Source organism: Microvirga sp. TS319 (assembly GCF_041276405.1).
Classification (GTDB): domain Bacteria; phylum Pseudomonadota; class Alphaproteobacteria; order Rhizobiales; family Beijerinckiaceae; genus Microvirga.
The window spans coordinates 457,772-481,013 of sequence record NZ_JBGGGT010000001.1 but is presented as its reverse complement, the minus strand read 5'-3'; the positions used below and the strand labels follow the sequence as shown (position 1 = coordinate 481,013).

Here is a 23,242-nt window from a genome sequence, read left to right as displayed (position 1 = left end):
ATGAACTTGGCCGTCGTGGTTCTCCTCGCCGCCTGTCGCAGACGCCATTCATGCGGCGGCCGTTGTACCGCTACGCTCTTATTGACGTTCCCCGGAAGCCTGACCTTATTGCCTAGGTCCTAGAGGTGGCCGCGTCCAAACCACAATCCATGGCAGGTTCACTGCGGTGTCTCTGCAGGCTTCGGTCGGCCTCCCGCCCCGCATCCATGGCATACAGCCTGAGCCGCGCGATCTTGGGGAGGTGATGACCGAGCGCGGCATCCGAGTCGACCATACAACGATCCGCAGATGGATTATCCGATACCCCCGATCTGTTGGAGAGGTTCAATTCGGGCAAGGGGACTGTCACCGGCAGGTGGCCAATTGATGAGACCTACATCAAAGTTCGAGGCCGGAATGGCGGAACGTCGGTGGGATCAGGTGTGCTGCGCGATTGAGGAGTATGCTTGGCGCTTTGACGGTCGGCGTCACCGAGCCGAAGTTGGCCTACCGGAACGCGAAGCGGCCCGATCCAGATGCTTTGCCGCAAGCTCTTCAAGGCGTCGCGGCTGCAAAGGAGGTCTCCGAAGTGAACGTCAGCGTCCGGCACTGCGGACAAAGCACAGTTCGGCCGCGACAAGATCCTCCAGCGAGCATCCGACAGACTTGAAAAGCGTGATCTCGTCCTTTCCTGATCGCCCTTGGACATCGCCTCGCGTCAGGTCGAAGAGGTCGCCTCGAATATTCTCCCTTCGCAGGGCTCCGCTAGCCAAGGCCTGAACGATCTCCCCTGCTTCGAGCATGGCACCCGCCCGCGTGTCCAGGAAGACACGCGCCCGACGGAGCGCATCATCGTCTGCCTCTCGCATCGTCGGCGTGAATGCCCCGACAAGATCGAGGTGAGTACCCGGCACCAACCAGGCGCCGCGAATGAGCGGTTCCATTGAGAGAGTACCGCATGAAACGATATCCGCCCTGCGCACCTCCTGCTCGAGATCGTTCGCGACGTCCGCTTTGATTCCCTGCTCGGCCAGTTGAGCGACGACCGCCTCCGCCTTGCTCCGGTCGCGTCCCCATACGGCAATTTCCTCGATTGGCCTCACGGCGGCGTGAGCCGCAGCAAGATTTGGGCTGAGCTTGCCGGTACCCACAATGAGGAGTCGGGATGAATCTGGCCTTGAGAGATAACTGGAGGCCAAGGCGGAAGCGGCCGCGGTCCGCCGGGCCGTCAGTTCGCTTCCGTCAAGGGTCGCGATCAACTGCCCGTCCTTGGCGCTCATGAGCATGTAGTAGGATGTGACGGCCGGAAGGCCGACGCGCGCATTGTCCGGGAAGACCGTTGCTGTTTTGAGGCCAATATAGCGACCTTCACTCCATGCGGGCATCAGCAGCAAGGTCGCGTCGCGGGCGTCCGGCACCGAGACGGTGTAGTGAGGCCGCGGAGGACTATGGGCCCCGCGGCGAAATCCCTCCCGGAGAGCGTCGACCAGCGGCTGCCAGTCAAGATTCGCGATGATCTCGCTGTTGGTGAAATGGCGCATGGCTTGGCTCTCGAAGGATCTGAAGAGTGCTTAGGCTGCCAATCGAAATGTCGGCAGCGGGTATCGTGCAGCCTCGGGCATCGGCATGAGCTCGACGGCGGCGCCACTCTCTACCGAGCCTGCGTCACTCGTAATGATGCGGGCCAACAGACTGGCGCCTTCCTCAAGCCCAATTTCGGCCAGGACGATGGGTACTTCATTGTTGAAGGATGGATGATTGGGGCGCATGACGATCGAGAACGATACGATACGGCCACGTCCCGATGCTTCCCTCCAGACGAGGTCGGTCGATCCGGTATAGGGGCAAATAGACCGCGGATAGAAGAACGAACGGCCGCCGGACACGCTCTGCTGGAGCATCAGCTTGCCCTCACGCCAAGCCTCCAGGAGCGGACGGTTGTCCTCGTCCTCAACGGGACGCGGATAATCTAGGGTTTCACTCATTGCACTGCCTCAAGGATGATGCTGCTTGCGGAAAGACCGTGGCCGTAGCCTACCATGCCGTATCCTGCGACGACGCCACGCCGCGCATTGGCGACCTGCCTGTCGCCACCTTCGCCACGCAACTGGCGCACGGCCTCTGTGACGCTTAGGAGCCCACCGGCGATGCCGGCCTGACCGCACGAGAGCTGTCCGCCACCCGTGTTGAGCGGCAGCGTTCCGTCCCAAGCGAAGGTGTTTCGAGCCAGGAACTCGCTCACCTCGCCCTTCCTGCAGAACCCGAGATCCTCGAGCTGAATGGCAACCATGATCGGGTAGTCGTCATAGGCCTGGACAAAATCCATGTCTTCCGGACCGTACCCGGCCTTCGCGAAGAGCTTGCCGGCGAATGTCTCCCACCCACCCCGCAGCGGAGCAATCTCCATTGGGGGGTGATTGTGCCTCTCGAATCCCGAAAGGATCCGCACGCCCTTGCCCGGCTGGGCACGATCCAGGGTCGTCACCACGACTGCCTCCGCCCCGGCACAGGGAAGCACGCAGTCATAGAGACGGATAGGATCCGCAATGATGCGGGCATTCAGGTAATCCTCGATCGTCAACGGCCCACGTAGGAGAGCATGCTCGTTGCGCTGTGCACTCCGCCGCTGGTCGACCGAGATGCGCCCGAGGTCCTCTCGGCGGGTGCCGTAGGTTTCCATGTGCTTGCGCTGGATGATCCCGAACAGGCCATTCGCGCCGCCAAATCCCAGGGGCGTGCCATAGTTCCGGAGACCACGGCTGAAGTTGTCCATGAGCTTGAAGTGACCCCCGACGTCATAGTTGTCACCCGCGATGCACAACACGGTCGTCGCCTGGCCAGTCTCGATGGCGTGCATGGCATTGATCACGCCGGCTACCGGACCGGCGCTGCCCGCTGTCCCGAGATAGGCCCACGACACGGACAAGCCGAGTTGCTCGGCTGCCGTCACCGCATTGTCGGGGTGCAACTCAAAGGAGGAGATAGCGAGGCCATCGACGTCCTTGAAGGTAAGCCCGGCGGAGTCGAGCGCGTTCTTCCCGGCCTCTGACAAGAACGAGAACAACGTCCGGGTCGTCCGTTTCTCGTAGGCCGTCTGGCCGTACCCTGTAATTCCGATCGTGCTGGTCTTCATATCAGCCTCAGATAACGTTGGCGCGCCGCAGCGCATCGATCTCATCCCGGGACAGGCCGAGCCAGTTCCCGAACACCTCTTCGTTCGCCGCACCTGGGTCGCGGCCGGTCCAACGAATGGATCCAGGCGTGTCGCTAAGCTTCGGTACTGGGGATGGCATGCGGATCGGGCCGAGGTGCTCGTCCACGACGGTGCGGATGGCCTCCCGCGCCGCGATATGTGCATCCTCCAGGACGTCCGCGATGTCGTTGATGCGTCCGGCAACGACCTTGTGCTTCAGAAGCTTCTCCAATGCCTCGCCAGTCTTCTGCGTGGCGAGCCACGCGGCAACCTCGGCGTCGATCGCATCGCGGTTGGCAACCCGGTCCGCCATGGTTCCAAAGCGCGGATCGGTCTTGAGGTCGGACCTCCCCATAGCGTCGACAAGACCTTCGTAGATGCGTTGCGATCCACAACTTACTGCAATGCTTCCGCCGTCGGCCGTCGGGTAGACGTTCCGCGGAACGTCTTCCTCCATCTGGTTTCCGAGCAGCGGTTTCTTCTGGCCTGACTGGTCATATCGCACGACGACCGACTCGATGATCCGCAGAAGCGGCTCGTAGAGTGCAACGTCGACGATCTGTCCGACACCCGTACGCACACGGCGGTGGATGGCGGCAAGAGCGCCGAATGCGCCGAAGACGCCGGCCATGTAGTCGCCCATCGGGAATGCCGACACCATCGGCCCTTTGTCCGGATGCCCTGTAAACGAGGCAAGTCCGGAGAAGGCTTCAGCGATCGTCGCATAGCCACCTTGACTCTTGTTCGGCCCTGTCTGTCCCCAGCCGCTCACCCGCACCCACACAATGCGAGGGAAACGCTCGCGCAGCTCGTCCGGTGATAGCCCCCAACGCTCGAGCGTCCCGGGGCGGAAATTCTCAACGACGATGTCGCTCTCACCGATCAGCTTCAAGGTCAGGTCACGAGCCTCGGGCCGCGAGATGTCGAGCGTGATGACATGCTTGTTGCGTGCCATCGTCTTCCACCAGAGAGCGACGCCGTCCTTGTGAGGAGGCCATTCACGGAGGGCATCGGGTTTGCCGGGCTTCTCGACCTTGACGACACGGGCGCCAAAGTCGGCCAACATAGAGCCGACGAAAGGACCCGCCAGCATCGAGCCAAGCTCGAGCACCTTCAGATCGGCAAGTGCCCCTTCAGGAGCAGGTTCCGGGATTGTATTCGCTATCATGATTGGCCTGCTGGATGCGGTGCGGGAATTATCATCCCGCACCCGGACGGAGAGAATCTCGGCTATTTCTGGGTGGCCGCTACCCGGTCGATGCCGACAAAGATGTCGAGAACGACCACAGCCACGATCGCGACGTAGATGGTTGCGGCCGAAATGGCGGCCATCATCGGATCGACGGCATACTGGACGTAGTTGAACAGCTTGACCGGGAGCGGCATGAGGCTCGCGGTCGAGTTGAAGATGCTGAGCTCTACGTTGATCCAGGAGATGATCAGGGCGAAGAGTGTGCCAGCGACAATTCCAGGCTTGATGATCGGGAGTGTCACCAGGAAGAAGGTAGTGACGCCATTGGCGCCGAGATCCTGACCCGCCTCCTCCAGTGACTGGTCGAACCGCTCCAAGGACGCGAGAACGGTCCTCAGGATGTAGGGTACGATGATCACCACGTGCCCGGTGAGCAATGCGAGATAGCTCCGCGCGAAGCCAAGAGCGCTAGCGTATTGCAGAAGAGCCGCCCCGATGACGATGGTCGGCAGGATCAGGGGAGAAAGGAACATGGTGCTCACCAGTCTCCTTCCGGGCAGGGTGCTCCGCGCGATGACCAAAGCTACCGGGACTCCTATGAGGGTCGCGATAACGGTCGAAGCAATGGCGATGGAAGCGCTCACGCCGATGGACTCCAGATACGAGGTGTCGGCGAGGAATTGGTGGTACCAGCGCAAAGTGAACCCGACGGGCGGGAAGCTCAGATACTCGGTCTCGGTGAACGAGACCGCCACGATGATGATGAGTGGCAGCGTCAGGAATACGAACCCGGCCCAGACAATTGCGGTGAGGAAAAAGCGACCGATGCGCTCCGGAAAGGTTGTCATGACTTAACTGCCTTTCTGGTTACGGACTGTCGTTCAATGAAGAATAGGTAAAGTGCGATCAGAATGAGCGTGACAACCAGAAGTCCGACTGCGAGGGCGGCACCGAAGTTGAAGTCGAAGAGGGCACCGTACTGCTCAAAAATCGACATCGCCATGACAACCGTCCGGCCGCCGCTCATGATGCTCGGCACTACATACGCACTGACCGCGAGGGTGAATACAATGAGCGATCCTGCAACCACACCGGGCAGGCTGAGCGGGAAGGTCACCCTCAGGAAAGTCCCAATTCGGCTGGTCCCAAGGTCGAGGGCCGCCTCAACCAGTGATCTGTCGATGGTTTGCAAAACGCTCGCCACGGTCAGGACCATGAATGGAACGAGGATGTAGGTTAGTCCGATAACGATGCTCAACTCAGTGAAGAGAAGCGGAATTGGGCGATCTGTGAGTCCAAGCGCCACCAGGGTGGAATTCACGAGACCCTGTCGGCCCAACAGGATGATCCAGCCAAACGAGCGCACGATGTTGCTCGTGAAGAGCGGCATGATTACGAGAATGTAGCAGATACGGCGACCCATCCGGCTGCGCACGACGTTTACGATATAGTAGGCAATCGGATAGCCGATAAGGAATGAAGCGGCAGTCGAGAGCAGCGACAGCTTGAAGGTCGTGTAGAGTACGCTCGGATAATAGGCATCGGCGAAGATGCGACCGTAGTTCGAGAGGGTCCAGGCTCCCTCCTTGTCCTGAAAGCTGGCCACAACGACGACCAGAAACGGGACGATGAAGAAGGCCGCCATGAAGGCGACAGGTACGCCAAGCAGGATGGCTGCCCAGAAGTTCTTTATCCTCATGGCCGCTCCTCTGCTCGTCGTGGACTCTTCACGATGAGGAGTCCGGAGGAGATCCTTGCCTTCGGCTGCATGCTCATCATGTTGGCTCTCATCGGGTCAGGACCCGGCCACTGTCACGGCGCCAAGACAGGGTAACCGCCTCTCCGCGGCTGTACTCGGGACCTCCGACGAGCGCCGGCTGCTGGGCAACGAAGACCTGACCGCCTTCAGCCTCGGCATAGATCCGCGTCGCATTGCCCACGAAGACAACATCTCGAATCTTGGCGCGAACGACGGCCAGCCCATCTGTGGCTGAGGTTGAGCCGTGGACCAGCCCAATGGCCTCCGGCCTCAGCAGGTAAGTGACGTCGGCCCCGATGGGAGCCGAGTGGGATACGTCGAATTCCAGCATGCCCACTGTACTGACAAGGGTCCGCGCGCCCGAGACCTTACAGGTGATCAGGTTGGCATCGCCGATAAAGTCAGCCACGTACCGCTCGGACGGCGCGTGATAGATATCCCGACCGCGACCGATCTGGGCAATGCGCCCGGAATTCATCACGGCAACACGGTCCGCCATGACCAGGGCCTCTTCCTGGTCATGGGTTACGAATATGAATGTCATGCCGAGCTTCTGCTGAAGCGCCTTCAGCTCAATCTGCATCTGTTTACGCAACTTCAGATCGAGGGCGCCGAGCGGTTCGTCCAACAGAAGGACCTTCGGCTTGTTGGCAATCGCCCGTGCCAGTGCGACACGCTGCTGTTGCCCTCCCGACAATTGAGATGGGAAGCGATCAGCATAGCTGACCATTCCAACCGTCGCGAGGGCTTCGTCTACGATTCCCGCGACTGCTTTGCGGTCGATGCCTGCCCGGCGCGGACCGAAGGCGACGTTCTGGGCAACTGTCAGATGGGGGAACAATGCATAGTTCTGAAAGACCGTGTTCACGGGGCGTCGGTTCGGCGGAAGTCCCTTCATCGAACGCCCGTCGATGGACACGTCCCCCTCCTCGATGTCGATGAACCCGGCGATGGAACGCAAAAGGGTTGTCTTCCCGCATCCGCTCGGGCCGAGCAATGCAACAAACTCGCCTTTGGCAATCTCGATCGAGACATTGTTCAGCACGACCAAATCACCGTATCGCTTGGTGAGGTGCTCTACCCTGATGAAGCCGTCCGACATCCGCTCTTTCCTCTGCATTGGTCCTCAAGGATTTACGAGACAGGTACCTGGAGGTTCATCAACGGCACATGATGCTGGCAGCCATACATGTCTCCGTCACCTGCCGATCCTTGCGCTCGCGGTCGAATGATAGTGATCTTCATCGCATTGGCCATCTCGATCTCGAAGAAGGACGAGATCTGGGAGATATCAATCCCATAGGCGACGGCAACACTCTGCGGACTGATTGCTCCAGTGGAGCGAACGGCTTCATATCGCTCCTTGTCCCGGAACAGGATATCGAACGTAATGCGGTAGGGGCCGGCGTTCTTGCTGCGCACGATATCCGCGAGGTCCTTTAGTGGGCGGGAAGTCATATCAGAGATCCTCGAAATGCACGGGAAATAGCTCAGTGGGCGATCTGACCTTCATCAGGTGATAGGCACTGAATTCGTAGACGGGACCGATATCCAGATCCGATGGTGAGTACGGAAAGGCAAGGTTGCCGGAGGTGTTTTTCACGCTGGGGTAATGATAGTGCAGCATTGCGCCGCTGATCTGGTGACATGCCGCGTGGGCCAATGCCTGGTCCTTTGCAACGACGTCGATCACGAGCCCGACCTCACGAGCCGGAGTGGATTCTCGCTCCAGCTCCTTCATCACGCCGTCGCGTCCATAGACATGGAAGGTAATCGTCAGTTCTTCCGGAGCGAAGTAGGCATGCGCCTTGGCCTTCACGTCTTCCAGGATGCTGTCGAGCGCACCGACGGTCGTTGGACAGCGGATCCCGGCAATGCAGATCGAACGATACCCGGCAAGACGTGCGCCTTCGAGCTTTACATAGTAGTCCTCGGTCTCGGTCAGACTTGCGCCGCGCACACGGACCTGACGGTCGCCGAGTTGTTCGAAGGAGCAGTCGTTGAGTGAGATTTCGTGGCCAGGACCAGCCTGTTTGAAAGGATTCTCACGCTCGTAGAGGGAATGCGCCGCGACTGATTTTACGGATGCCCGCCTCTTCAGGCTGCCCGGCTCGAGCACGAAATGGTCGTCGTGGATCGTGCCAAGCATCACGTCCATCGCGAACGGCTCTGCCGAGAAAGCCCCGCACTCAAGAATCTTTCCCATATGGATAGCCAACGCGGGATCGCTGCCGCGCCAGATCGGATATGAGGCGATGACTGAGTCGTCGCAGGCTCGTCCGGCGATGATCACGTCCGCACCGCCATCAAGGGCTGCACAGATCGGCTCGTGTCCCATCTGAGCCACGAGACTGACCGTCTCGTCGAGCATCTGCCCGGTCAGCGGCGTGCCGGCCTCGAAATCCACGACCTCACCCGCATTGACCGCCTCCTTCGCTCGCTCAATGGGGATGTCGGAATAAATCCAGGCCAGCTTGAAGGTCAGGCCGAGATCCCTTGCAATATTGCGAACGATCGCGACCGTTCGGTCGACCTGGACACCCGATCCCGCGCCACCGGCACTGCCAACGATGACAGGAATTTTGGCCTTGCGACCTGCCTGGATAAGCGCTGTCAACTCGCGCTTGATGCTTACGTCCGACACGAGAGGCTTGCCGGAGCCAAGATAGTGCGGTCCGGGATCCGTCGATCCGGCATCGACCGCGATCACCGCTGGCCCGAGCGACATCCCACGCGCCAGCGCATCGTCACCAAAGCCGTACCCCAACGTTCCCGTTGGGGTGAGAACCGTAATGGCACCCATAATTCACCTCAAGGCAGACTGCCGATCAACTAACTGAATCCCGCCAAATACTTTGCTCATGCATGTGCTTGGTGCGGGAAATTTCGTCTACATTGAGGTCTGACGAGGGGGATCCGTCAAATTGCTTGTGTGGGCTCAGCCATAACCAGAGGATATGGCTGAGCCCAAACGCTTACTATCGGTTTCAGGCCCGCGAATGGACAAAGCCATCTCAGTCAGCCTCTCCGTCAACCGCTTCTTGACGTGGGCAATGAGTGCCTTTGATCCGAGAGATGCTTCCCGGAAAGACGGAGTGATGATCCAGATGTCCTGAACGACCGTAGGTGAGAAGGGCTTCACGACAAGCTCGTTAGGCCCGAACCCAACTGTGCTGAGCGGATCTACTATGGCAACACCCACTCCAGCCGAAACGAAGGAGCAGCAGGCCTCGGTCAATTGTGCCTTCAGGATTACGTTCCGCTCGACGCCACGATCTGCAAACGCTTGATCGATCTTGACCTGTGCACGGTCCTCCTCGACAAGGGACACGAATCGCTCGCCCTCCAAGTCACGTGCATCGACAGTCGCCCGTTCCGCCAGTCGATGGTTCGGCGGGAGCACGCAAACCGCCTCCATGGAACAGAGTTTCTCGAACTGCACTCCAGGACGATCAGAGACGGTCATTCCGAAGCCCAGATCGACACCCTGGGAGGCAACCCGATCCACGAGAAGCCAGGAATTGCGACTTGCCATCGTGACCCGGAGTGAGGGCTTGGTTTCGATGAATTCGGCAAGAATCGGGGGCAGGACCCGCGTGCCGAGCGATGGAAAAGTGACGAGTTTGATCTCACCATAGTCGAACTGTCGTATGGCTCGGGCCCGCGCAGCAACCGAATCGACCCCGAGGAAAACACGCTCCACCTCGGAATAGAGCATTTGGCCCTCGGCGGTCGGGATGACGCCATTCTTCTGCCGGTGGAAGAGAGTGAAGCCGCAACTGCGTTCCAGCAGATAGATCAGCTTGCTGACTGCGGGCTGGGAGAGATGCAGCTTTTCGGCCGCTCGCGTGAAGCTTCCCAACTCCATGATCGCCTTAAAAGCTTCGAGTTGCCGGATATTCATAACTTCAGGTTATCTCAGCGGTTTGAATTTCGATTTGCCCTGTACCAAAAGACATTTCCTCATAGCGCGTCCAGAGGGCGCATGCCAACAAGAAGGAGGATCGAGAGATGATCACAAGCACACGCAGCGTATTGGCTGCCACTGTACTGCTGACCGGCGTCGGCAACGCGCTGCCAGCGGTCGCGCAGGAGTCGATTACGGTCGCGACCTATGGCGGCGAATGGGGTACGGCCATGCAGGCCTGCATCATCGATCCATTCACGCGCGACACCGGAATCCGCGTCGTCCCCGAGCCGGGCGTTTCCGGCGTGACCTTGAGCAAGCTCCGCCAGCAGAAGGACAGCCCCACATTGGATGCGGTCTGGCTCGATGGCGGCGTTTCCGAGGTTGCAGCGGCCGACAAGCTCCTGAAGCCGATCGATCCCGCCAAAGTGACTGCGGTTACCGGGCTCATCGCGGAGGGGATTTACAAGGACGAAGCAGGAGCTGTCTTCGCGGTCAGTACCGGCTTTTACTCGGTTGGCTTGGCTTACAGCACCAGGGACATCAAAGAGGCGCCCACCTCGTGGCTCGATTTGTGGAAGCCTGAATATGCGGGCGCAGTCACCTTCCCGAGTCCTGCAAACGCCATGGGTGTACCGTTCATCGTCCACCTGGCCGGCTTGGTTGGCGGCAGCGTCGAAAACGTGACCCCAGCTTTCGACAAGTTGAAGCGATTGAAGGTCACCGCTTATTTTGACAGTGCGGGCGCGGGAACTAACCTGTTCCAGAGTGGAGAAGTCATCGTGGGAGCTCATTATGCCAATTCGGCATATGCCATGAGGGATCAAAAGCTTCCGATTGAATTCGTCGTTCCCAAGGAAGGCGCCATCGGCGGCGACATCCGTCTTCATCTCGTGGCGAACAGCAAGAAGCAGGAAGCGGCTGAGAAGTTCGTCAACTATGCAATCGGCAAGGACCCTGCAAAATGTATGGCAGAGAGGATCTATGTCGGTCCGGCGACTTCGGGCGTGGAGCTAAGCGACAACGCCAAGCAACGCATGCCGTGGGGCCCTGAGGGGTCGATCAAAAGTTTGGCATTGCCCGACTGGAATAAGATCAATGCAAATCGCGCAGCTATCATTGAGGCTTTCAACCGGAATGTCGCTCTAAAGAAGTGACTCCTGAGCCCAGGGAAAGATGGCGCGGCCATCGGCTCCCATAGTACTTTATTCGCCAGAAGGCAGGCCGGACTTCATCCGACCTGCCTCAAGACAAGCGTATGAAGGGCATCAATCCTCTTCTCCCTACAACACGCGGCGTCGCTATTCAGTGACTAGAGCGTCGGACGTGAAAAGTGGAGTTCACTTTTGGGATTCCCTCCGATGCTCCCTCCTAGGTGAGCGCATCGTTCTTGCAAAAAGCCGTGACACTTTTCCGCACGATGCGCCAAACGGCAACGGCAGCGGCTACCCAGTAGAATAAAGTCCGCCGTGTATGAATGAACGTAGCTGCCGCCCGTCCTGCAAAGCCCAAGGGGACAAACGCTTACCGAAGCATCCGTTGAAGAAGCAGGGCTGCCCGCCCAAGCGGTCGATCACGGCCACGCTGGGTCTTATGCGGCTGCTCCGACGGGAGCCGGCAATGCAGGGTTTCCAATTACCGGGAGATCTGCAGAGATGTGTCAGTGTGTTCTCGGCCGTCCGGGATCTCTTCCCTCCGCCCCGTTCCCGCCGCTCTGCCCTTGCCATCCACCTTTACCGACCCACCGCCATCGCGGCACGGAAGTCTGCAGCCGGGACTGAGGTAGAAACCGGTCAGAAGATCGTGTTCGCCTCAGTGCGCCCTCATGTGGGTTAATGCGACACTCCCCCGAAACTTCCGATTGTTTGCGGCGCTCGTGGATGGCTGCACCTACCAGGCAGTCTGTGTCAGGTGATGCAGTGAGGCCGTGGACCGGTGGATCGATCAGCAGACATATTCGTTCTTGACATTGGGCTGCGAGAGGCGGACCTTTTCTCCGCTGCAGTGGTGCAGCGCGCCGGTCCTTGAAAAGAGCGGTGCATTCCTGCGGAAGGAGGTTCTGATGCAACCACCTCCGAACTTGGCCGCGATGACCACTGAGGTACGCGGACCGGCCTCAGCCTAGCGAACATCGAGGGACGGCAGACTGGGAGCGGCCTCTGGGGCCGCAGCAGTCAGACAGGGCTCCGCTTGTGCCCCTCCCGGCCTTGTTGATTGCTCTTAATCTGAGATGACCTGTCAACATTCAGGGAGGTTTGCCATGCGCCCGCTTCTGTTCACGACAGCCCTACTCCTTGTCACAACAGGTAGTGTGCTGGCCCAGGACCAGAATTCCGGTCACGCAATGCGTCCCGACCAACTCCAGTGGATGCCAGCGCCATCGGTCCTACCAAAAGGAGCAGAAGCGGCCGTCTTGTCTGGCGACCCCTCCAAGACCGGACCATTCACGATAAGGCTGAAAGCTCCTGCGGGTTACAAAATTCCGGCTCACAGTCATCCCACGGCGGAGCGGATCACCGTCATCTCAGGCGACTTCCACTTTGGCATGGGCGACAAGCTCGATCAGGCCAAGGCGGAAAAGCTCGGCAGTGGCGGCTTCGTCGATCTCCCGGCCAACATGAATCACTACGCCTTCATGAACACAGACGCGGTGGTGCAGATCGACTCGATGGGGCCTTTTGCCATTACCTACGCCAATCCGGCGGATGATCCGAGCAAGTCGCAGTGAGACGGCTCGCTAATCGCACGCGAAGCAACGAAGAGATGGAGGACACCGTGTGTTATTATCGCGGAACATATGGATCGGAGAATGGAGCGAAGACTGAAGCTGGTCGTCAAAGGGAGCTTCAGGCTAAGCGCACCGAAGCGGTCGATAAGCTGAAGCAGGAAGCCGATAGGGCGGCGCAGAAGGTGGCATCCGCCCCAACAAGAGAGCCCATTCCGGCAAAGTAACTTTTGGATTCGAGCTACGCCCTGCTCTGCGGAAGAGGCTCGGCGCCTGTTCTGTGAGAAGAGTGATCCAGAGTGGCCATGGCGGCGATGATCGTGCTCGTGAGGAGCCCGCCGCGCACCCGCTATTCCCGTCGTCCGAGCCGCGCGGCAAGCAAACCACCATGGTCACGGACAGGCTGATGCTCAACATCAGCCTGTACCGCTCCAGAGTTGCCTCCCGCATTGGGTGTTTGTCCAGTGTCATATGTCGAAGGCAGCGCAAGTTCGCCCAAATGCTGCTCGTCTGCCGCTTGCGTGGAGGCTTCGGGCCTTTTTACCGGGATGGAGCGAGGGGGCACTCACTCTCCAGGCTCTGTTCTGCGGCGGATAAAACCTCGATCCGACCAGGAAAGTCATTCCGGCGCCCAAAGCGGACGTAATCCTGGAAATTGAGCATGGTCCGGTGCGGTTGATCAAGAAGGATCCCATCCCGGACTTCGAGCACGAAGAAGCGCCCTTCCGGGTTGATCCCATCCACTCGTCTGACCACACCTTCGGAAAAGTTCTTCCATGGATTGGTTTGATGAAAATAGACGCAACTTCGTCACCAACGGCAAGCTTCGTTGTCAGTGCCTCACACATGTCGAGCAACTTCTCCTGTGCTCGGCAGACGCTGACAGGCCCACATGGCAGCCTGCGTTCGGTTGGCAACCCCGATCTTTCGCAAAATGGCTTTGACGTGGACCTTGATGGTGGCTTCGCTGATCTCCAGCTTGCGGGCAATTACCTTGTTAGGCTCTCCTTTGGTCAAGCACTCGAGGATTTCTGTCTCTCGTGCTGAGAGCTTGCAAGTCTGCACATCAGGCAGTGTCAGTTCGGCTACATTGTTGTCATGGAGCGGATGCTCTTGTTCCTGCGGGGGCGCATCCATGAGCGTGTGCAGAACCGCAGAGGGCAGAATATTCTCGCCGAGCATCACCAGTTCGAACGATTTGATCAGGACCTCCCGAGCAGAGTCTGCGAGACAGAAACCATTCACGCCTGCCCCGTGCCCGAGCCGTACCATGCTGGAATCGAACTGATCCGCCATGACAACGATCCGAGCTTGCGGGAACTGCTCCTTCACGTGTCTGACAACCTCAACCAAGCGACTGGTGTTCTGCTTGTGCTCGATGACCACCAGGGCTGGCTCTGACTCTGTCCGATGAAGCCGTCCTGAGACAGCAGGAAAAACAGCCTCGATAAGAGCAAAAGGCGTCCCTTGGAGGATGGTCTGAAGCCCTGAGCACAGAAGGAGGTTGTCGCAGATGAGCGTCGTTGGGATGGTCAGGGTGAGGTCACTGGATGGAAACTCAGTATCGAACGAGCGATTGTGAATAAGCGGCAGCATTGGCGCAGTCATTCGTGACCCTCACATAGTGCTCAAGTTAAGCAAATGTAGATTGGCTCAATGTGACCCGTCTGTCGGAAACCAGACCATATCGCGTTATCCGATAGTCTAAGAGGTTGATCCTCATTACGTTGGGATTGTTAAGCTTAGTGATATCTGCAGACGACTGTAAATATACCCACCTTTACGAACAATGCTCTATGTAAAAGGCACAGGAGAAGTGCCATAGATGAGGGCGACCTCAAGGTGATCAACGGTTCGGGAAGAGCCCCAACATTCTGCCGCTCCGAGATGATCTTGCTCCTCCAGCCGGTTCGGCATATCGCTCTGCTCATTCCAACAGCCAAGCACAGGGTGGCTCCTCAGTTCCGGGGCAGGCACGCCGTCCCGTGCGTTGCACCCACGATCAATCCCGCAAATTGCTATTCCTACGTGATTTGACCGAAAAACAATTCGTAGCTGCGACGGCGCGGAACGGGTTCAATAAGAATCAGGGGCTCCTCAATACCTTTCGCCACCCTGATCTGCCGGAGCCGATGTTTGTGACACTGACCATCCAAGCCATTGGCTATCGGGGAGCCTTGAAGGCCGCTCTTGAGGCCCTCAAGCAGACTGAGAATGCCAGAGCGAGAAAGGGGGGAAGGCTCATAATGCGGCCGCCTATTGCCTACTCTCAATAGACGGTTTGCGAGATCCTTTGGCCCACAGGAGATCTCATTCAAACGGTTCTATCAGTGACGTAGGCGATACTCTGGACAGAAACCTCACCAACGATCTTCCGCATCTCCGGCGCGTTGCTCGCCGTTCCTTCTGTTCCGCTCTACCGCGACCGTTCAGTCTCCTCCCCTTCCTAGAGCCGAGGCCGGCACACCTCGTATCCAAGGGGCGAAGCAAGCGTGCCAGTCCAAGGATCTCAAGCTGCGCTTTCAGCGTTGAAGCTGTGCCATGCTGCACAAGGGAGGTCGCTATGCCGCGTTTCATGATCACGCTCGCGGGACTGGCATGCAGCGCCATGCTGGCCAGTTCCGCTCAGGCCCAATCGACCACCTCGCTCAGTGGTGGTCCTGCCAACTTCTTCGAGCGGTTGTTCGGAGGCCCGGCCTCGCCGACGGTCCGCCAAGTGGTCATCTGGCGGGGCATGCAGCAGCCGGGCACCATCGTCATCTCAACCAGCCAACGCCGGCTCTACTATGTGCTCGGTCAGGGTCGGGCGCTTCAATACGGCATTGGGGTCGGCCGACCGGGCTTCACCTGGACGGGCACCAGGACGGTCAGCATGAAGCGGGAATGGCCTGACTGGAGCCCGCCCGCCGCTATGCTGCGGCGGCGCCCCGATCTGCCGCGCTACATGAAAGGAGGTCTGGGCAACCCTCTCGGCGCCCGGGCTCTCTATCTCGGCTCGTCACTGTACCGGATCCACGGTTCGAACGAGCCGGAAACCATCGGCTATGCCGTCTCATCCGGGTGCATCCGCATGACCAATGCCGATGTCGCTGATCTCTATAACCGAACGCGGGTTGGAACCAGGGTCGTGGTCTTACCCTGACAGGACCTGATGCGATCGACCATGCCAGCCGCTCGGCCGTGGCTTGATGCCATGGCCAAAGTTTACAGGTCATGGGAGAGTGTCGAGGTTGCATTGCGTCGGCGTAATCCTGGCCGACCTTCATCATCTACTGCCGTGCCATCTCGTGGCTGATGACCTCGGCAGGAAACGGGTAGCGGACATAGCCAGGATGACGGGTCGGCATGCCGGCGCGTATGCCGGCATCTCGTCACGGCCGCGTTAACTTTATGGTGCCGGGTGAACAATCCATCCCCGCAGATCATGGCTGACCTGAGCGTCTCGTCACGGAGCTTACTGAACCACCCGCTTTCTGCAGGCGTTGGTGCTCGGATCTCTTTAGCGACTGAGGTATGTCATGAAACGGATTCTCATTCCGGGTTTTCTCGTCATCGCCACTCTGAGCGGGATGGCTTCAGCCGAAGCCAAGGGCTGCATCAAAGGAGCCATAGTTGGCGGCGCTGCCGGGCATGTGGCAGGTCATGGCAAGCTCGGCGCAGTGGCCGGATGCATCGTTGGGCACCACGAAGCAAACAAGAATGACCAGGAGAAGCAAAACCAGAAACCCTCCCGATAAGCGGACGGCTGCTGGATTGCCAGAGCGGCGCGGCTAGCGCATCGTGCGGACCCAGCGGGCCGCTAGCGAAAAGTGGACCCGGTTTTCACGGCCGTGGCCCTTCGGGTCTGCTCGCAACGATGCGCTCTTCTAAGGAGGGAGCATCGGATTCGATCCCAAAAGTGCAAGTCCACTTTTCACGTCCGATACTCTAGTGCCTCAAGGTTTGCATGACTTGCGTTCTATCCCGGTGACCTCAATCGGTCGCGAGATCAGCCTGACCCAAACCCCACCGCCAGGGCGGAGCGTGATGGAAGGCTTCGGCTGAACCAGCCGGCCCGTTTGCCATTCCAGCCGAAACCGTTGAGCCACGGTTGCGAGGATCAGCACCGCCTCCATCATGGCAAACCGGCTCCCGATGCAGATACGTGGCCCCCCACCAAACGGCAGATAAGCAAAGCGTGGCAGTTTCTTTGCCAGATCGCCTGCCCACCGTTCGGGCCTGAAGGCTTGCGGGTCGTCGAACCATCGCGGATCCCGGTGCATGACCCAAGGACTCATGTAGACCGTGGTGCCCGCCGGCACGGGGTACCCGCCAATTTCACAATCCGCCAGCGCCTCGCGGCCAATGGCATAGGCGGGCGGGTACAACCGCAAGGCCTCGCTCACCACCTGTTCAGTGAACTGAAGGCGAGGCAAATCATCGACTGTCGGTGATCGCCCTCCCAGGACCGTATGCACTTCCTCGGAAAGCTGCGCATCCGCAGCGGGGTACAATCCGAGCAGATACCACGTCCAGGAAAGGGTCAGGGCTGTGGTCTCGTGCCCAGCGAGGAGCATGGTGATCACCTCGTCTCGGATCTGGCGCTCACCCATGGGCTGACCTGCCTCATCGCGTGCGAGCATCAATTGGGACAGGAGATCGCCACGATCCTCACTCCTGTTCTGCCGATCCGCGATAATTCGGGCCACCAACTGGTCCAGGCGCTGCACCCCTCGCCGGTAACGGAGATTGCCGGGGAGCGGAATCGCATCGGGAAACCAGAACGGCCGCCGAAACCGGATTGAGATCTGCTCCATGACATCATCGGTGGCTCGGCTGACCCTAGCCACATCCTGGTTCATCTCGGCATCGAACAAGGTCTTGGCGGCAATCTGCAGGGTCAGCGCCATCGCGTCCTGGTGCACGTCGAGAACCTGCCCGGACTGCCATTGCCCGAGCATGCGCTCGGTATATTGCACCATGGTGTCACCGTAGCGGTTCATCCGCGACGCCGCAAAAGCGGGCGCTGCCAGACGCCGCTGCTGGTGCCAGAACTTCCCTTCGCTGGTGAGCAGTCCCTGGCCAAAGATGGCTCCGACATGACGCCAGAAGAAGCGGTGCTTGACGAAGTTCTGGTGGTTCTTGACCAGAACGAATTCCACCAAGTCAGGATGGTTGAGGAGAAGGGCTGGCCAGGCAGCCAAGCGAAAGCTGACGACATCGCCATATTGGCGTGCGCACTGCGTAAAGAATCCCAGGACATCGCGTCCGAGGTCGGGCAAACTGCCGAGGAGCGGCAGGCCTTTTGGACCAGGAGCCTTGCGCAGTGATGCCCCGGGTGAGACGTGCGTGACCATGGCTCCTCCGCACCGTCCGAGACCGAGAGGATGAACCATCCAACTCCCCTGTCAACCTGAACCAGAGGAGCGGCTGCTTCCGTGGGTCGGCAGTGGAACAGGATTGCCCTTGCATGCGCTCCAAACGGTCGGCTTCAGATCAAACTGAGAAGCACCCTGCGCGATCCAAATGTCCGGTGCTTGCGCCAAGCAGATATGCCGTCTTCTGCCGAAACAGGCCGACCTCGGGCGTTCGCCAAGGCGAGATCGAGGTCTCTTCGAGGGAGAGGCCAGCATAGTGCTTCATGCTGCACGCCCTTTCCTGATGGTTGTGAAGATCCCCCAATGCTATCATCAGCTCGAAGCACTGCCCTCTCACCATCGCTGTTGCGAATAGGGCTCAAGCCGAATACCCCACCTGAACACCGAGGTCGAAGACCCGGTTAACCGCCGGCCTCCTGATAGCCGGTTGCTCGCCAACGGTGACCGTATCCAAGTTATACCGTCGCGCTGTTTCCGTGCGGGAAGAGGAGAAGCCTATCATGTCGAGATTGGCGATCGCATTCGCGTTAGCACTGGCCGCGACCAATGCCGACGCTCAAGATGCTCCGTTCAGACAGTCGCAGGCTCCGGGTGCTACAGGCACGAATGGAACACAGCCGATCCTGTTTGATGGACGGATGAAGGGTGATGGTGTCCGCCGAGGAGTGCAGGAGAAGAATCGCCATCCCAGCGCTGGTGCCATCATCGTGCAACCGAAAGCGAGCGAGCCTGAGCGCAAAAGATGAGGCCGGGCAGCCGTTCGTCAGGGACCAGACCCTGGGGAGCTATGATCAGGAAAGCCTGCGCTGTTCAAACTGTGAGATACGATCCAGATAGTCGGCTATCTTGGCCCGGTTCCTAAGCAAGGCTTTCGGGCCAGAGAAGCCGTCGAACAGCCATTTATGCCCCTTGAACGAGTTCCAATTCGTCCTGGTGCCATACTCGGCCACCCACTGAAGCAGATCTTGAAAGCGTGTCTGGCTGCCTCCACCTTGTATCCCGCGCCGTCGAATGTTGGCGATGCATTCTTCCTCAGGCAGATCCAGCCAGATCAAGGTCGTGGCGCGGCCCAGCGCCATCTGAATGAGCTGGCCGTAGACGCCCTCCATAATCCAATAATCCGCCTCACGCGCAATTTGCACGTCCTTGTCGCGCAAAGTCCGATCTCGAACGATGCCATAGTTGCCCGGCTCCCAATGCAGATCGTCGAGATGGATCACCCGATGCCCGAAAACATCACCAAGCTTGCGGGCAAGCCAAGTCTTGCCGCATCCGCCGTTGCCCATGATCAAGATTCGGCCGAACTTTCCGTCTTGCTCCACTGCCACCTCCAAGGGCCGTTCCGCACGAGACACACGGCCTTCTGCGAATTACGCAGTCTCGAAGTGGCCGGTGATTGCCGCCACCAGCCACGCGATGGCGATCCAACTGAGGCCTCCCAGCGCGAACAGGGCCCCGGCCGAGATGCCTGAGGTCCGGTCCATCCAGAGCGCATTCATGATCCGGCTCGGCTGGTCCGCCGCGCTTGCGGCCATCCCCGTGGAGCCGCTGATGCCCGCACCGGAGCCCACGAACATGAGCGCTCCAAGGACGCCCATCCCAAGTCCGACATAGCTGGCCATATCGAGCAGTTGCGAGGCAGAACTCCGGCCCAGGAGCCAAGCTGCCGCTGCCGTGACGACGAAGGCCAGGACGTTCAGGGAAACCAACCCCTTGGCAATGCTCTTCATGTCGATCGGATCTCCACAGCGGGAAAGTATAGGTCGCAAGCCCGCAAATGGCACCTCAGCATTATGTGGACTATCTTCTCACCTCACACGTGCTTGAGGGTGGTTTTGTCCCTTATGGCGCCTAGTCAGCAGCAAGCGCGGGAAAGAGGAGCATCGATCATGAAGGCGTCCATCATTTTCGACTGCGAGTTTCTGTGCGTCCAGGGCTCGCAAGGCAGGTTCTGGTGCGCGGCTCACGACCCCGATCCGGTAATCGCGCAGATCGGTGCCGTGAAGCTCGGCCTGCAGGGCGACTTCCCTCTCTTGGAGACATTCAGAGCTTACGTTCAGCCCATGGACCGGTTCGGCAACCGGTATCCACTCGACCCGTTCTTCACCAAGCTGACCGGCATTTCCGAAGACAACATCCAGGCGGACGGAGTACCGCTACAGGAAGCTCTTGCCGGATTTGACCGCTTCTCAGACGGCGCAAGGTCCTGGTCATGGGGGAAGGACGAACTGAACATGGTGGCCATCAGTTGCTATGTCGCGGGCATTCCTTGGTCCATTCCGGCCCATCGCTTCGACAACGCCGTCAAGCTCGTGATCGCGGCGGGAATGCCGATCGAGGACATAGCGAAGACGCCAAGCAACAAGCTGGCAGACTACTTCGGCGTCGAGCACCCTCCGTTGCAGGGGCATGACGCCCTCGACGATGCCCTCTCGATGGCGTATGCGCTGCAACACCTGCTGAGGACCGGCAGGTTGCAGCCCGACGTCTTCGACCGCACCTAGCCTGTCAATCTCTCCGTGAAGGATTCGCCGTCCTGAGTGACAGGCGATATCGGCATGACCTTCAAGGATCCGAATTGACCACGCGTTAACCTGACGGTACCGCGGGGGTATCCCTCGCAGCTCTCCGCTCTGATGCCTATTCCGCTCGAGCCGCTACGCCGGCGAGAGCGGGTGATGCAGGGGGCCGGTTACCGGGGCCTACAGTGGTTTGTGGGTGTGTTCTCTGCCGTCCGCAATCTCTTCGTTTCGCCCCGTTCCCGCCACTCTGGCCCTTGCCATTCACCTTCACGGCTCAAGGCTATGGCGGCGTGGAAGTTGGCAGCTGGCCTTGTCTGAGCCTGTCAGTTGACCGCATTGGCCTCGGTGCGCCACCATCGGTGAATGTGACAACGCCTCGTCTCAGGCAATGGCGAGCGCAAGCGCGTCGGGCGTGCGCCACATGCAGCAGCCTCTCGAACCCCGGCCGCCCATCGGCGTTGGTGGAGAACATCGCGGACGGTCAGACCGTCAGCACCATTTGGAGGACGCGGCCATGACCAGTGCCGTTAGATCCCACCTCATTTGGGTTCTTGTCGGGATCCTCGGAGCCTTTGCCCTGGCGCTGATCGCCGTTGAGCGCGGCGAGCACGTCAACGCGCTCTGGATCGTCGTGGCTGCCATCGCCACCTATCTCATCGCCTACCGCTACTACTCCCTCTTCATCGCCAGGCGCGTGATGCAGCTCGATCCGGATCGCGCCACCCCGGCCGTCCGGCACAATGACGGGCTCGATTACATACCGACCAATCGCTACGTGCTGTTCGGCCACCACTTCGCCGCCATCGCTGGGGCGGGACCGCTTGTCGGACCCGTGCTCGCCGCCCAGATGGGCTACCTACCGGGTGTCATGTGGATCCTGGCCGGCGTGGTGATCGCCGGCGCGGTGCAGGACTTCATGGTGCTGTTCGTCTCCATGCGCCGCGACGGCCGCTCCCTGGGTGAACTGATCCGAGCGGAGCTCGGGCCGGTGCCGGGAGTCATCGCGCTCTTCGGCACCTTCATGATCATGGTCATCATCCTGGCCGTGCTGGCTCTGATCGTCGTCAAAGCGCTGGCCGAGAGCCCATGGGGCACCTTCACGGTCGCCGCCACGATCCCGATCGCCATCCTCATGGGGCTATACCTGCGTTATATCCGGCCGGGCGCCATCGGCGAGGTATCAGTCATCGGCTTCGTGCTGCTGATGCTGGCCATCGTGTACGGCCAGCCTGTTGCTACGAGCCCGACCTGGGGATCGGCCTTCACCTTCACCGGCACCCAGCTGTGCTGGCTCCTCATCGGCTATGGCTTCATCGCCTCGATCCTGCCGGTTTGGCTGCTCCTGGCCCCGCGCGACTATCTCTCGACCTTTCTCAAGATCGGCGCCATCGCGGCACTGGCGCTCGGCATCGTAGTGGTGGCCCCGGACCTCAAGATGCCCGCGCTGACCCGCTTCGTGGACGGCACCGGTCCAGTCTGGTCCGGCTCCCTGTTCCCGTTCCTGTTCATCACTATCGCCTGCGGGTCCGTATCGGGCTTCCATGCCCTGATCGCGTCCGGCACCACGCCGAAGCTCATTGACAACGAGGTGAACGCCCGCTTCATCGGTTATGGAGGGATGCTGATGGAGTCGTTCGTGGCGATCATGGCTCTGGTCGCAGCCAGCATCATCGAGCCCGGCATCTACTTCACCATGAACAGCCCCTCCGCGCAGATTGGCACAACCGCCGAGAGCGCGGCGGCCAAGGCTACCGCATGGGGCTTTCCCGTGACGCCGCAGCGGATCGAGGAAACGGCGCGAGACGTGGGTGAGCACAGTATCATCTCCCGCACCGGCGGCGCGCCGACGCTGGCGGTGGGAATGGCCCAGATCTTCTCCAACATCGTTGGCGGCAAGGCAATGATGGCATTCTGGTACCATTTCGCCATCCTGTTCGAGGCGCTGTTCATCCTCACCGCGGTGGATGCCGGCACGCGGGCCGGACGCTTCATGCTGCAGGACCTGCTCGGATTCTTCATACCGAGGTTCCGGGCCACGGCTTCCTGGGGATCGAGCATCGCGGCAACAGCCCTGTGTGTCGGTGCCTGGGGCTACTTCCTTTATCAGGGGGTTACAGATCCGCTAGGCGGGGTCAACACGCTGTGGCCCCTGTTCGGGATCTCAAACCAGATGCTGGCCGCAGTCGCCCTTGTCCTGTGCACGGTGGTGATCTTCCGGATGAAGCGGGAGCGCTACGCCTGGGTCACAATCCTGCCGGCGGCGTGGCTGGTCGTGTGCACGTTGACTGCCGGCCTGCAGAAGATTTTCCATCCCGATCCGACCATCGGCTTCCTGTCGCACGCCAGCCGGTTCTCGGACGCACTGGCCCGAGGTGAGGTGCTGGCGCCGGCCCGGGATCCGAGCCAGATGAGCCAGATCATCTGGAACGACCGCATCGACGCGGCGCTGTCGGTTCTGTTCGTGCTCGTGGTGGTGAGTATCCTCTATTACGGTATTCGGTCGTGCTTCGAGGCCTATCGGGCTGACCGCTGGACCGCCCGGGAGGCGTCGGCCACAGGAGATCTATTGCAAGAGGATGCTGCAGCCGCGGTCTCCGCCATGCGCTGA

21 protein-coding genes and 1 pseudogene are annotated in these 23,242 nt (G+C 59.9%); 8 read left to right on the top strand and 14 right to left on the bottom strand.

The genetic code is table 11. From position 1 onward, the window contains the following. Positions 1–206: 206 nt before the first annotated feature. A pseudogene (locus AB8841_RS02170) lies at positions 207–395 on the top strand (IS6 family transposase); the annotation flags it as partial. 180 nt (positions 396–575) lie between these two features. On the opposite strand, the gene AB8841_RS02165 reads toward AB8841_RS02170, so the two are convergent. The 10 genes from AB8841_RS02165 to AB8841_RS02120 all read right to left on the bottom strand — a co-directional run bounded on the left by AB8841_RS02165 (position 576) and on the right by AB8841_RS02120 (position 10,027). Next, a complete protein-coding gene (locus AB8841_RS02165) occupies positions 576–1,520 on the bottom strand; it encodes an ornithine cyclodeaminase family protein (RefSeq protein ID WP_370434236.1) in 945 nt (314 codons plus the stop codon). A 30-nt stretch (positions 1,521–1,550) separates the two neighbouring features. Next, the gene (locus AB8841_RS02160) at positions 1,551–1,964 is read right to left on the bottom strand and encodes a Zn-ribbon domain-containing OB-fold protein (protein ID WP_370434235.1); all 414 of its coding nucleotides are present in this window, start codon (positions 1,962–1,964) and stop codon (positions 1,551–1,553) included. Further along, on the bottom strand, positions 1,961–3,112 hold the full coding sequence (locus tag AB8841_RS02155) for a thiolase family protein (protein WP_370434234.1): 1,152 nt from the start codon (positions 3,110–3,112) through the stop codon (positions 1,961–1,963). The genes AB8841_RS02160 and AB8841_RS02155 overlap by 4 nt, the downstream gene beginning before the upstream one ends. A 7-nt stretch (positions 3,113–3,119) precedes the next feature. Beyond that, positions 3,120–4,340, bottom strand: coding sequence for a CaiB/BaiF CoA transferase family protein (locus AB8841_RS02150; protein WP_370434233.1), 1,221 nt, complete (start codon positions 4,338–4,340; stop codon positions 3,120–3,122). A gap of 62 nt (positions 4,341–4,402) precedes the next feature. Further along, positions 4,403–5,212 (bottom strand): ABC transporter permease, encoded by an 810-nt coding sequence (locus tag AB8841_RS02145; RefSeq protein WP_370434232.1) that lies wholly within the window; start codon positions 5,210–5,212, stop codon positions 4,403–4,405. Beyond that, positions 5,209–6,063 (bottom strand): ABC transporter permease, encoded by an 855-nt coding sequence (locus AB8841_RS02140; protein WP_370434231.1) that lies wholly within the window; start codon positions 6,061–6,063, stop codon positions 5,209–5,211. The genes AB8841_RS02145 and AB8841_RS02140 overlap by 4 nt, the downstream gene beginning before the upstream one ends. An 88-nt stretch (positions 6,064–6,151) precedes the next feature. Further along, the gene (locus tag AB8841_RS02135; RefSeq protein ID WP_370434230.1) at positions 6,152–7,225 is read right to left on the bottom strand and encodes an ABC transporter ATP-binding protein; all 1,074 of its coding nucleotides are present in this window, start codon (positions 7,223–7,225) and stop codon (positions 6,152–6,154) included. A gap of 32 nt (positions 7,226–7,257) precedes the next feature. After that, a complete protein-coding gene (locus tag AB8841_RS02130) occupies positions 7,258–7,581 on the bottom strand; it encodes a DUF4387 domain-containing protein (protein WP_370434229.1) in 324 nt (107 codons plus the stop codon). 1 nt (position 7,582) lies between these two features. Continuing rightward, on the bottom strand, positions 7,583–8,926 hold the full coding sequence (locus AB8841_RS02125) for an acyclic terpene utilization AtuA family protein (protein WP_370434228.1): 1,344 nt from the start codon (positions 8,924–8,926) through the stop codon (positions 7,583–7,585). A gap of 135 nt (positions 8,927–9,061) precedes the next feature. After that, positions 9,062–10,027, bottom strand: coding sequence for a LysR substrate-binding domain-containing protein (locus AB8841_RS02120; RefSeq protein ID WP_370434227.1), 966 nt, complete (start codon positions 10,025–10,027; stop codon positions 9,062–9,064). A 107-nt stretch (positions 10,028–10,134) separates the two neighbouring features. Here AB8841_RS02120 and AB8841_RS02115 point away from each other — a divergent pair, with 107 nt between their 5' ends. Next, on the top strand, positions 10,135–11,187 hold the full coding sequence (locus AB8841_RS02115) for an ABC transporter substrate-binding protein (RefSeq protein WP_370434226.1): 1,053 nt from the start codon (positions 10,135–10,137) through the stop codon (positions 11,185–11,187). Between the two features lie 1,103 nt (positions 11,188–12,290). Next, entirely contained in the window at positions 12,291–12,758 is a 468-nt protein-coding gene (locus tag AB8841_RS02110; protein WP_370434225.1) for a cupin domain-containing protein, read from the top strand. A gap of 837 nt (positions 12,759–13,595) precedes the next feature. On the opposite strand, the gene AB8841_RS02105 is transcribed toward AB8841_RS02110, so the two are convergent. Then, the gene (locus AB8841_RS02105; protein WP_370434224.1) at positions 13,596–14,351 is read right to left on the bottom strand and encodes a LuxR C-terminal-related transcriptional regulator; all 756 of its coding nucleotides are present in this window, start codon (positions 14,349–14,351) and stop codon (positions 13,596–13,598) included. 967 nt (positions 14,352–15,318) lie between these two features. On the opposite strand from AB8841_RS02105, the gene AB8841_RS02100 reads away from it, so the two are divergent. Next, complete coding sequence (locus AB8841_RS02100) at positions 15,319–15,897, top strand: L,D-transpeptidase (RefSeq protein WP_370434223.1); 579 nt, start codon at positions 15,319–15,321, stop codon at positions 15,895–15,897. Between the two features lie 376 nt (positions 15,898–16,273). Further along, the gene (locus AB8841_RS02095) at positions 16,274–16,492 is read left to right on the top strand and encodes a hypothetical protein (RefSeq protein WP_370434222.1); all 219 of its coding nucleotides are present in this window, start codon (positions 16,274–16,276) and stop codon (positions 16,490–16,492) included. Positions 16,493–16,690: 198 nt separating this feature from the next. On the opposite strand, the gene AB8841_RS02090 is transcribed toward AB8841_RS02095, so the two are convergent. Continuing rightward, entirely contained in the window at positions 16,691–18,091 is a 1,401-nt protein-coding gene (locus AB8841_RS02090) for a cytochrome P450 (RefSeq protein WP_370434221.1), read from the bottom strand. A 521-nt stretch (positions 18,092–18,612) separates the two neighbouring features. Here AB8841_RS02090 and AB8841_RS02085 point away from each other — a divergent pair. Continuing rightward, positions 18,613–18,858: a hypothetical protein gene (locus AB8841_RS02085; RefSeq protein ID WP_370434220.1), complete on the top strand. Its 246-nt coding sequence runs from the start codon at positions 18,613–18,615 to the stop codon at positions 18,856–18,858. 45 nt (positions 18,859–18,903) lie between these two features. Here the strand turns inward: AB8841_RS02085 and AB8841_RS02080 are convergent, their stop codons facing one another. Both AB8841_RS02080 and AB8841_RS02075 read right to left on the bottom strand, forming a co-directional pair. Then, positions 18,904–19,398 carry an AAA family ATPase gene (locus AB8841_RS02080; RefSeq protein WP_370435505.1) on the bottom strand — a complete coding sequence of 165 codons (495 nt, stop codon included), beginning with the start codon at positions 19,396–19,398 and terminating at the stop codon, positions 18,904–18,906. Between the two features lie 84 nt (positions 19,399–19,482). Further along, on the bottom strand, positions 19,483–19,842 hold the full coding sequence (locus tag AB8841_RS02075) for a hypothetical protein (RefSeq protein WP_370434219.1): 360 nt from the start codon (positions 19,840–19,842) through the stop codon (positions 19,483–19,485). A gap of 159 nt (positions 19,843–20,001) precedes the next feature. Between AB8841_RS02075 and AB8841_RS02070 the strand changes: the two genes are divergently transcribed. Beyond that, complete coding sequence (locus AB8841_RS02070) at positions 20,002–20,616, top strand: 3'-5' exonuclease (RefSeq protein WP_370434218.1); 615 nt, start codon at positions 20,002–20,004, stop codon at positions 20,614–20,616. Between the two features lie 532 nt (positions 20,617–21,148). Beyond that, positions 21,149–23,242 (top strand): carbon starvation CstA family protein, encoded by a 2,094-nt coding sequence (locus AB8841_RS02065; RefSeq protein WP_370434217.1) that lies wholly within the window; start codon positions 21,149–21,151, stop codon positions 23,240–23,242.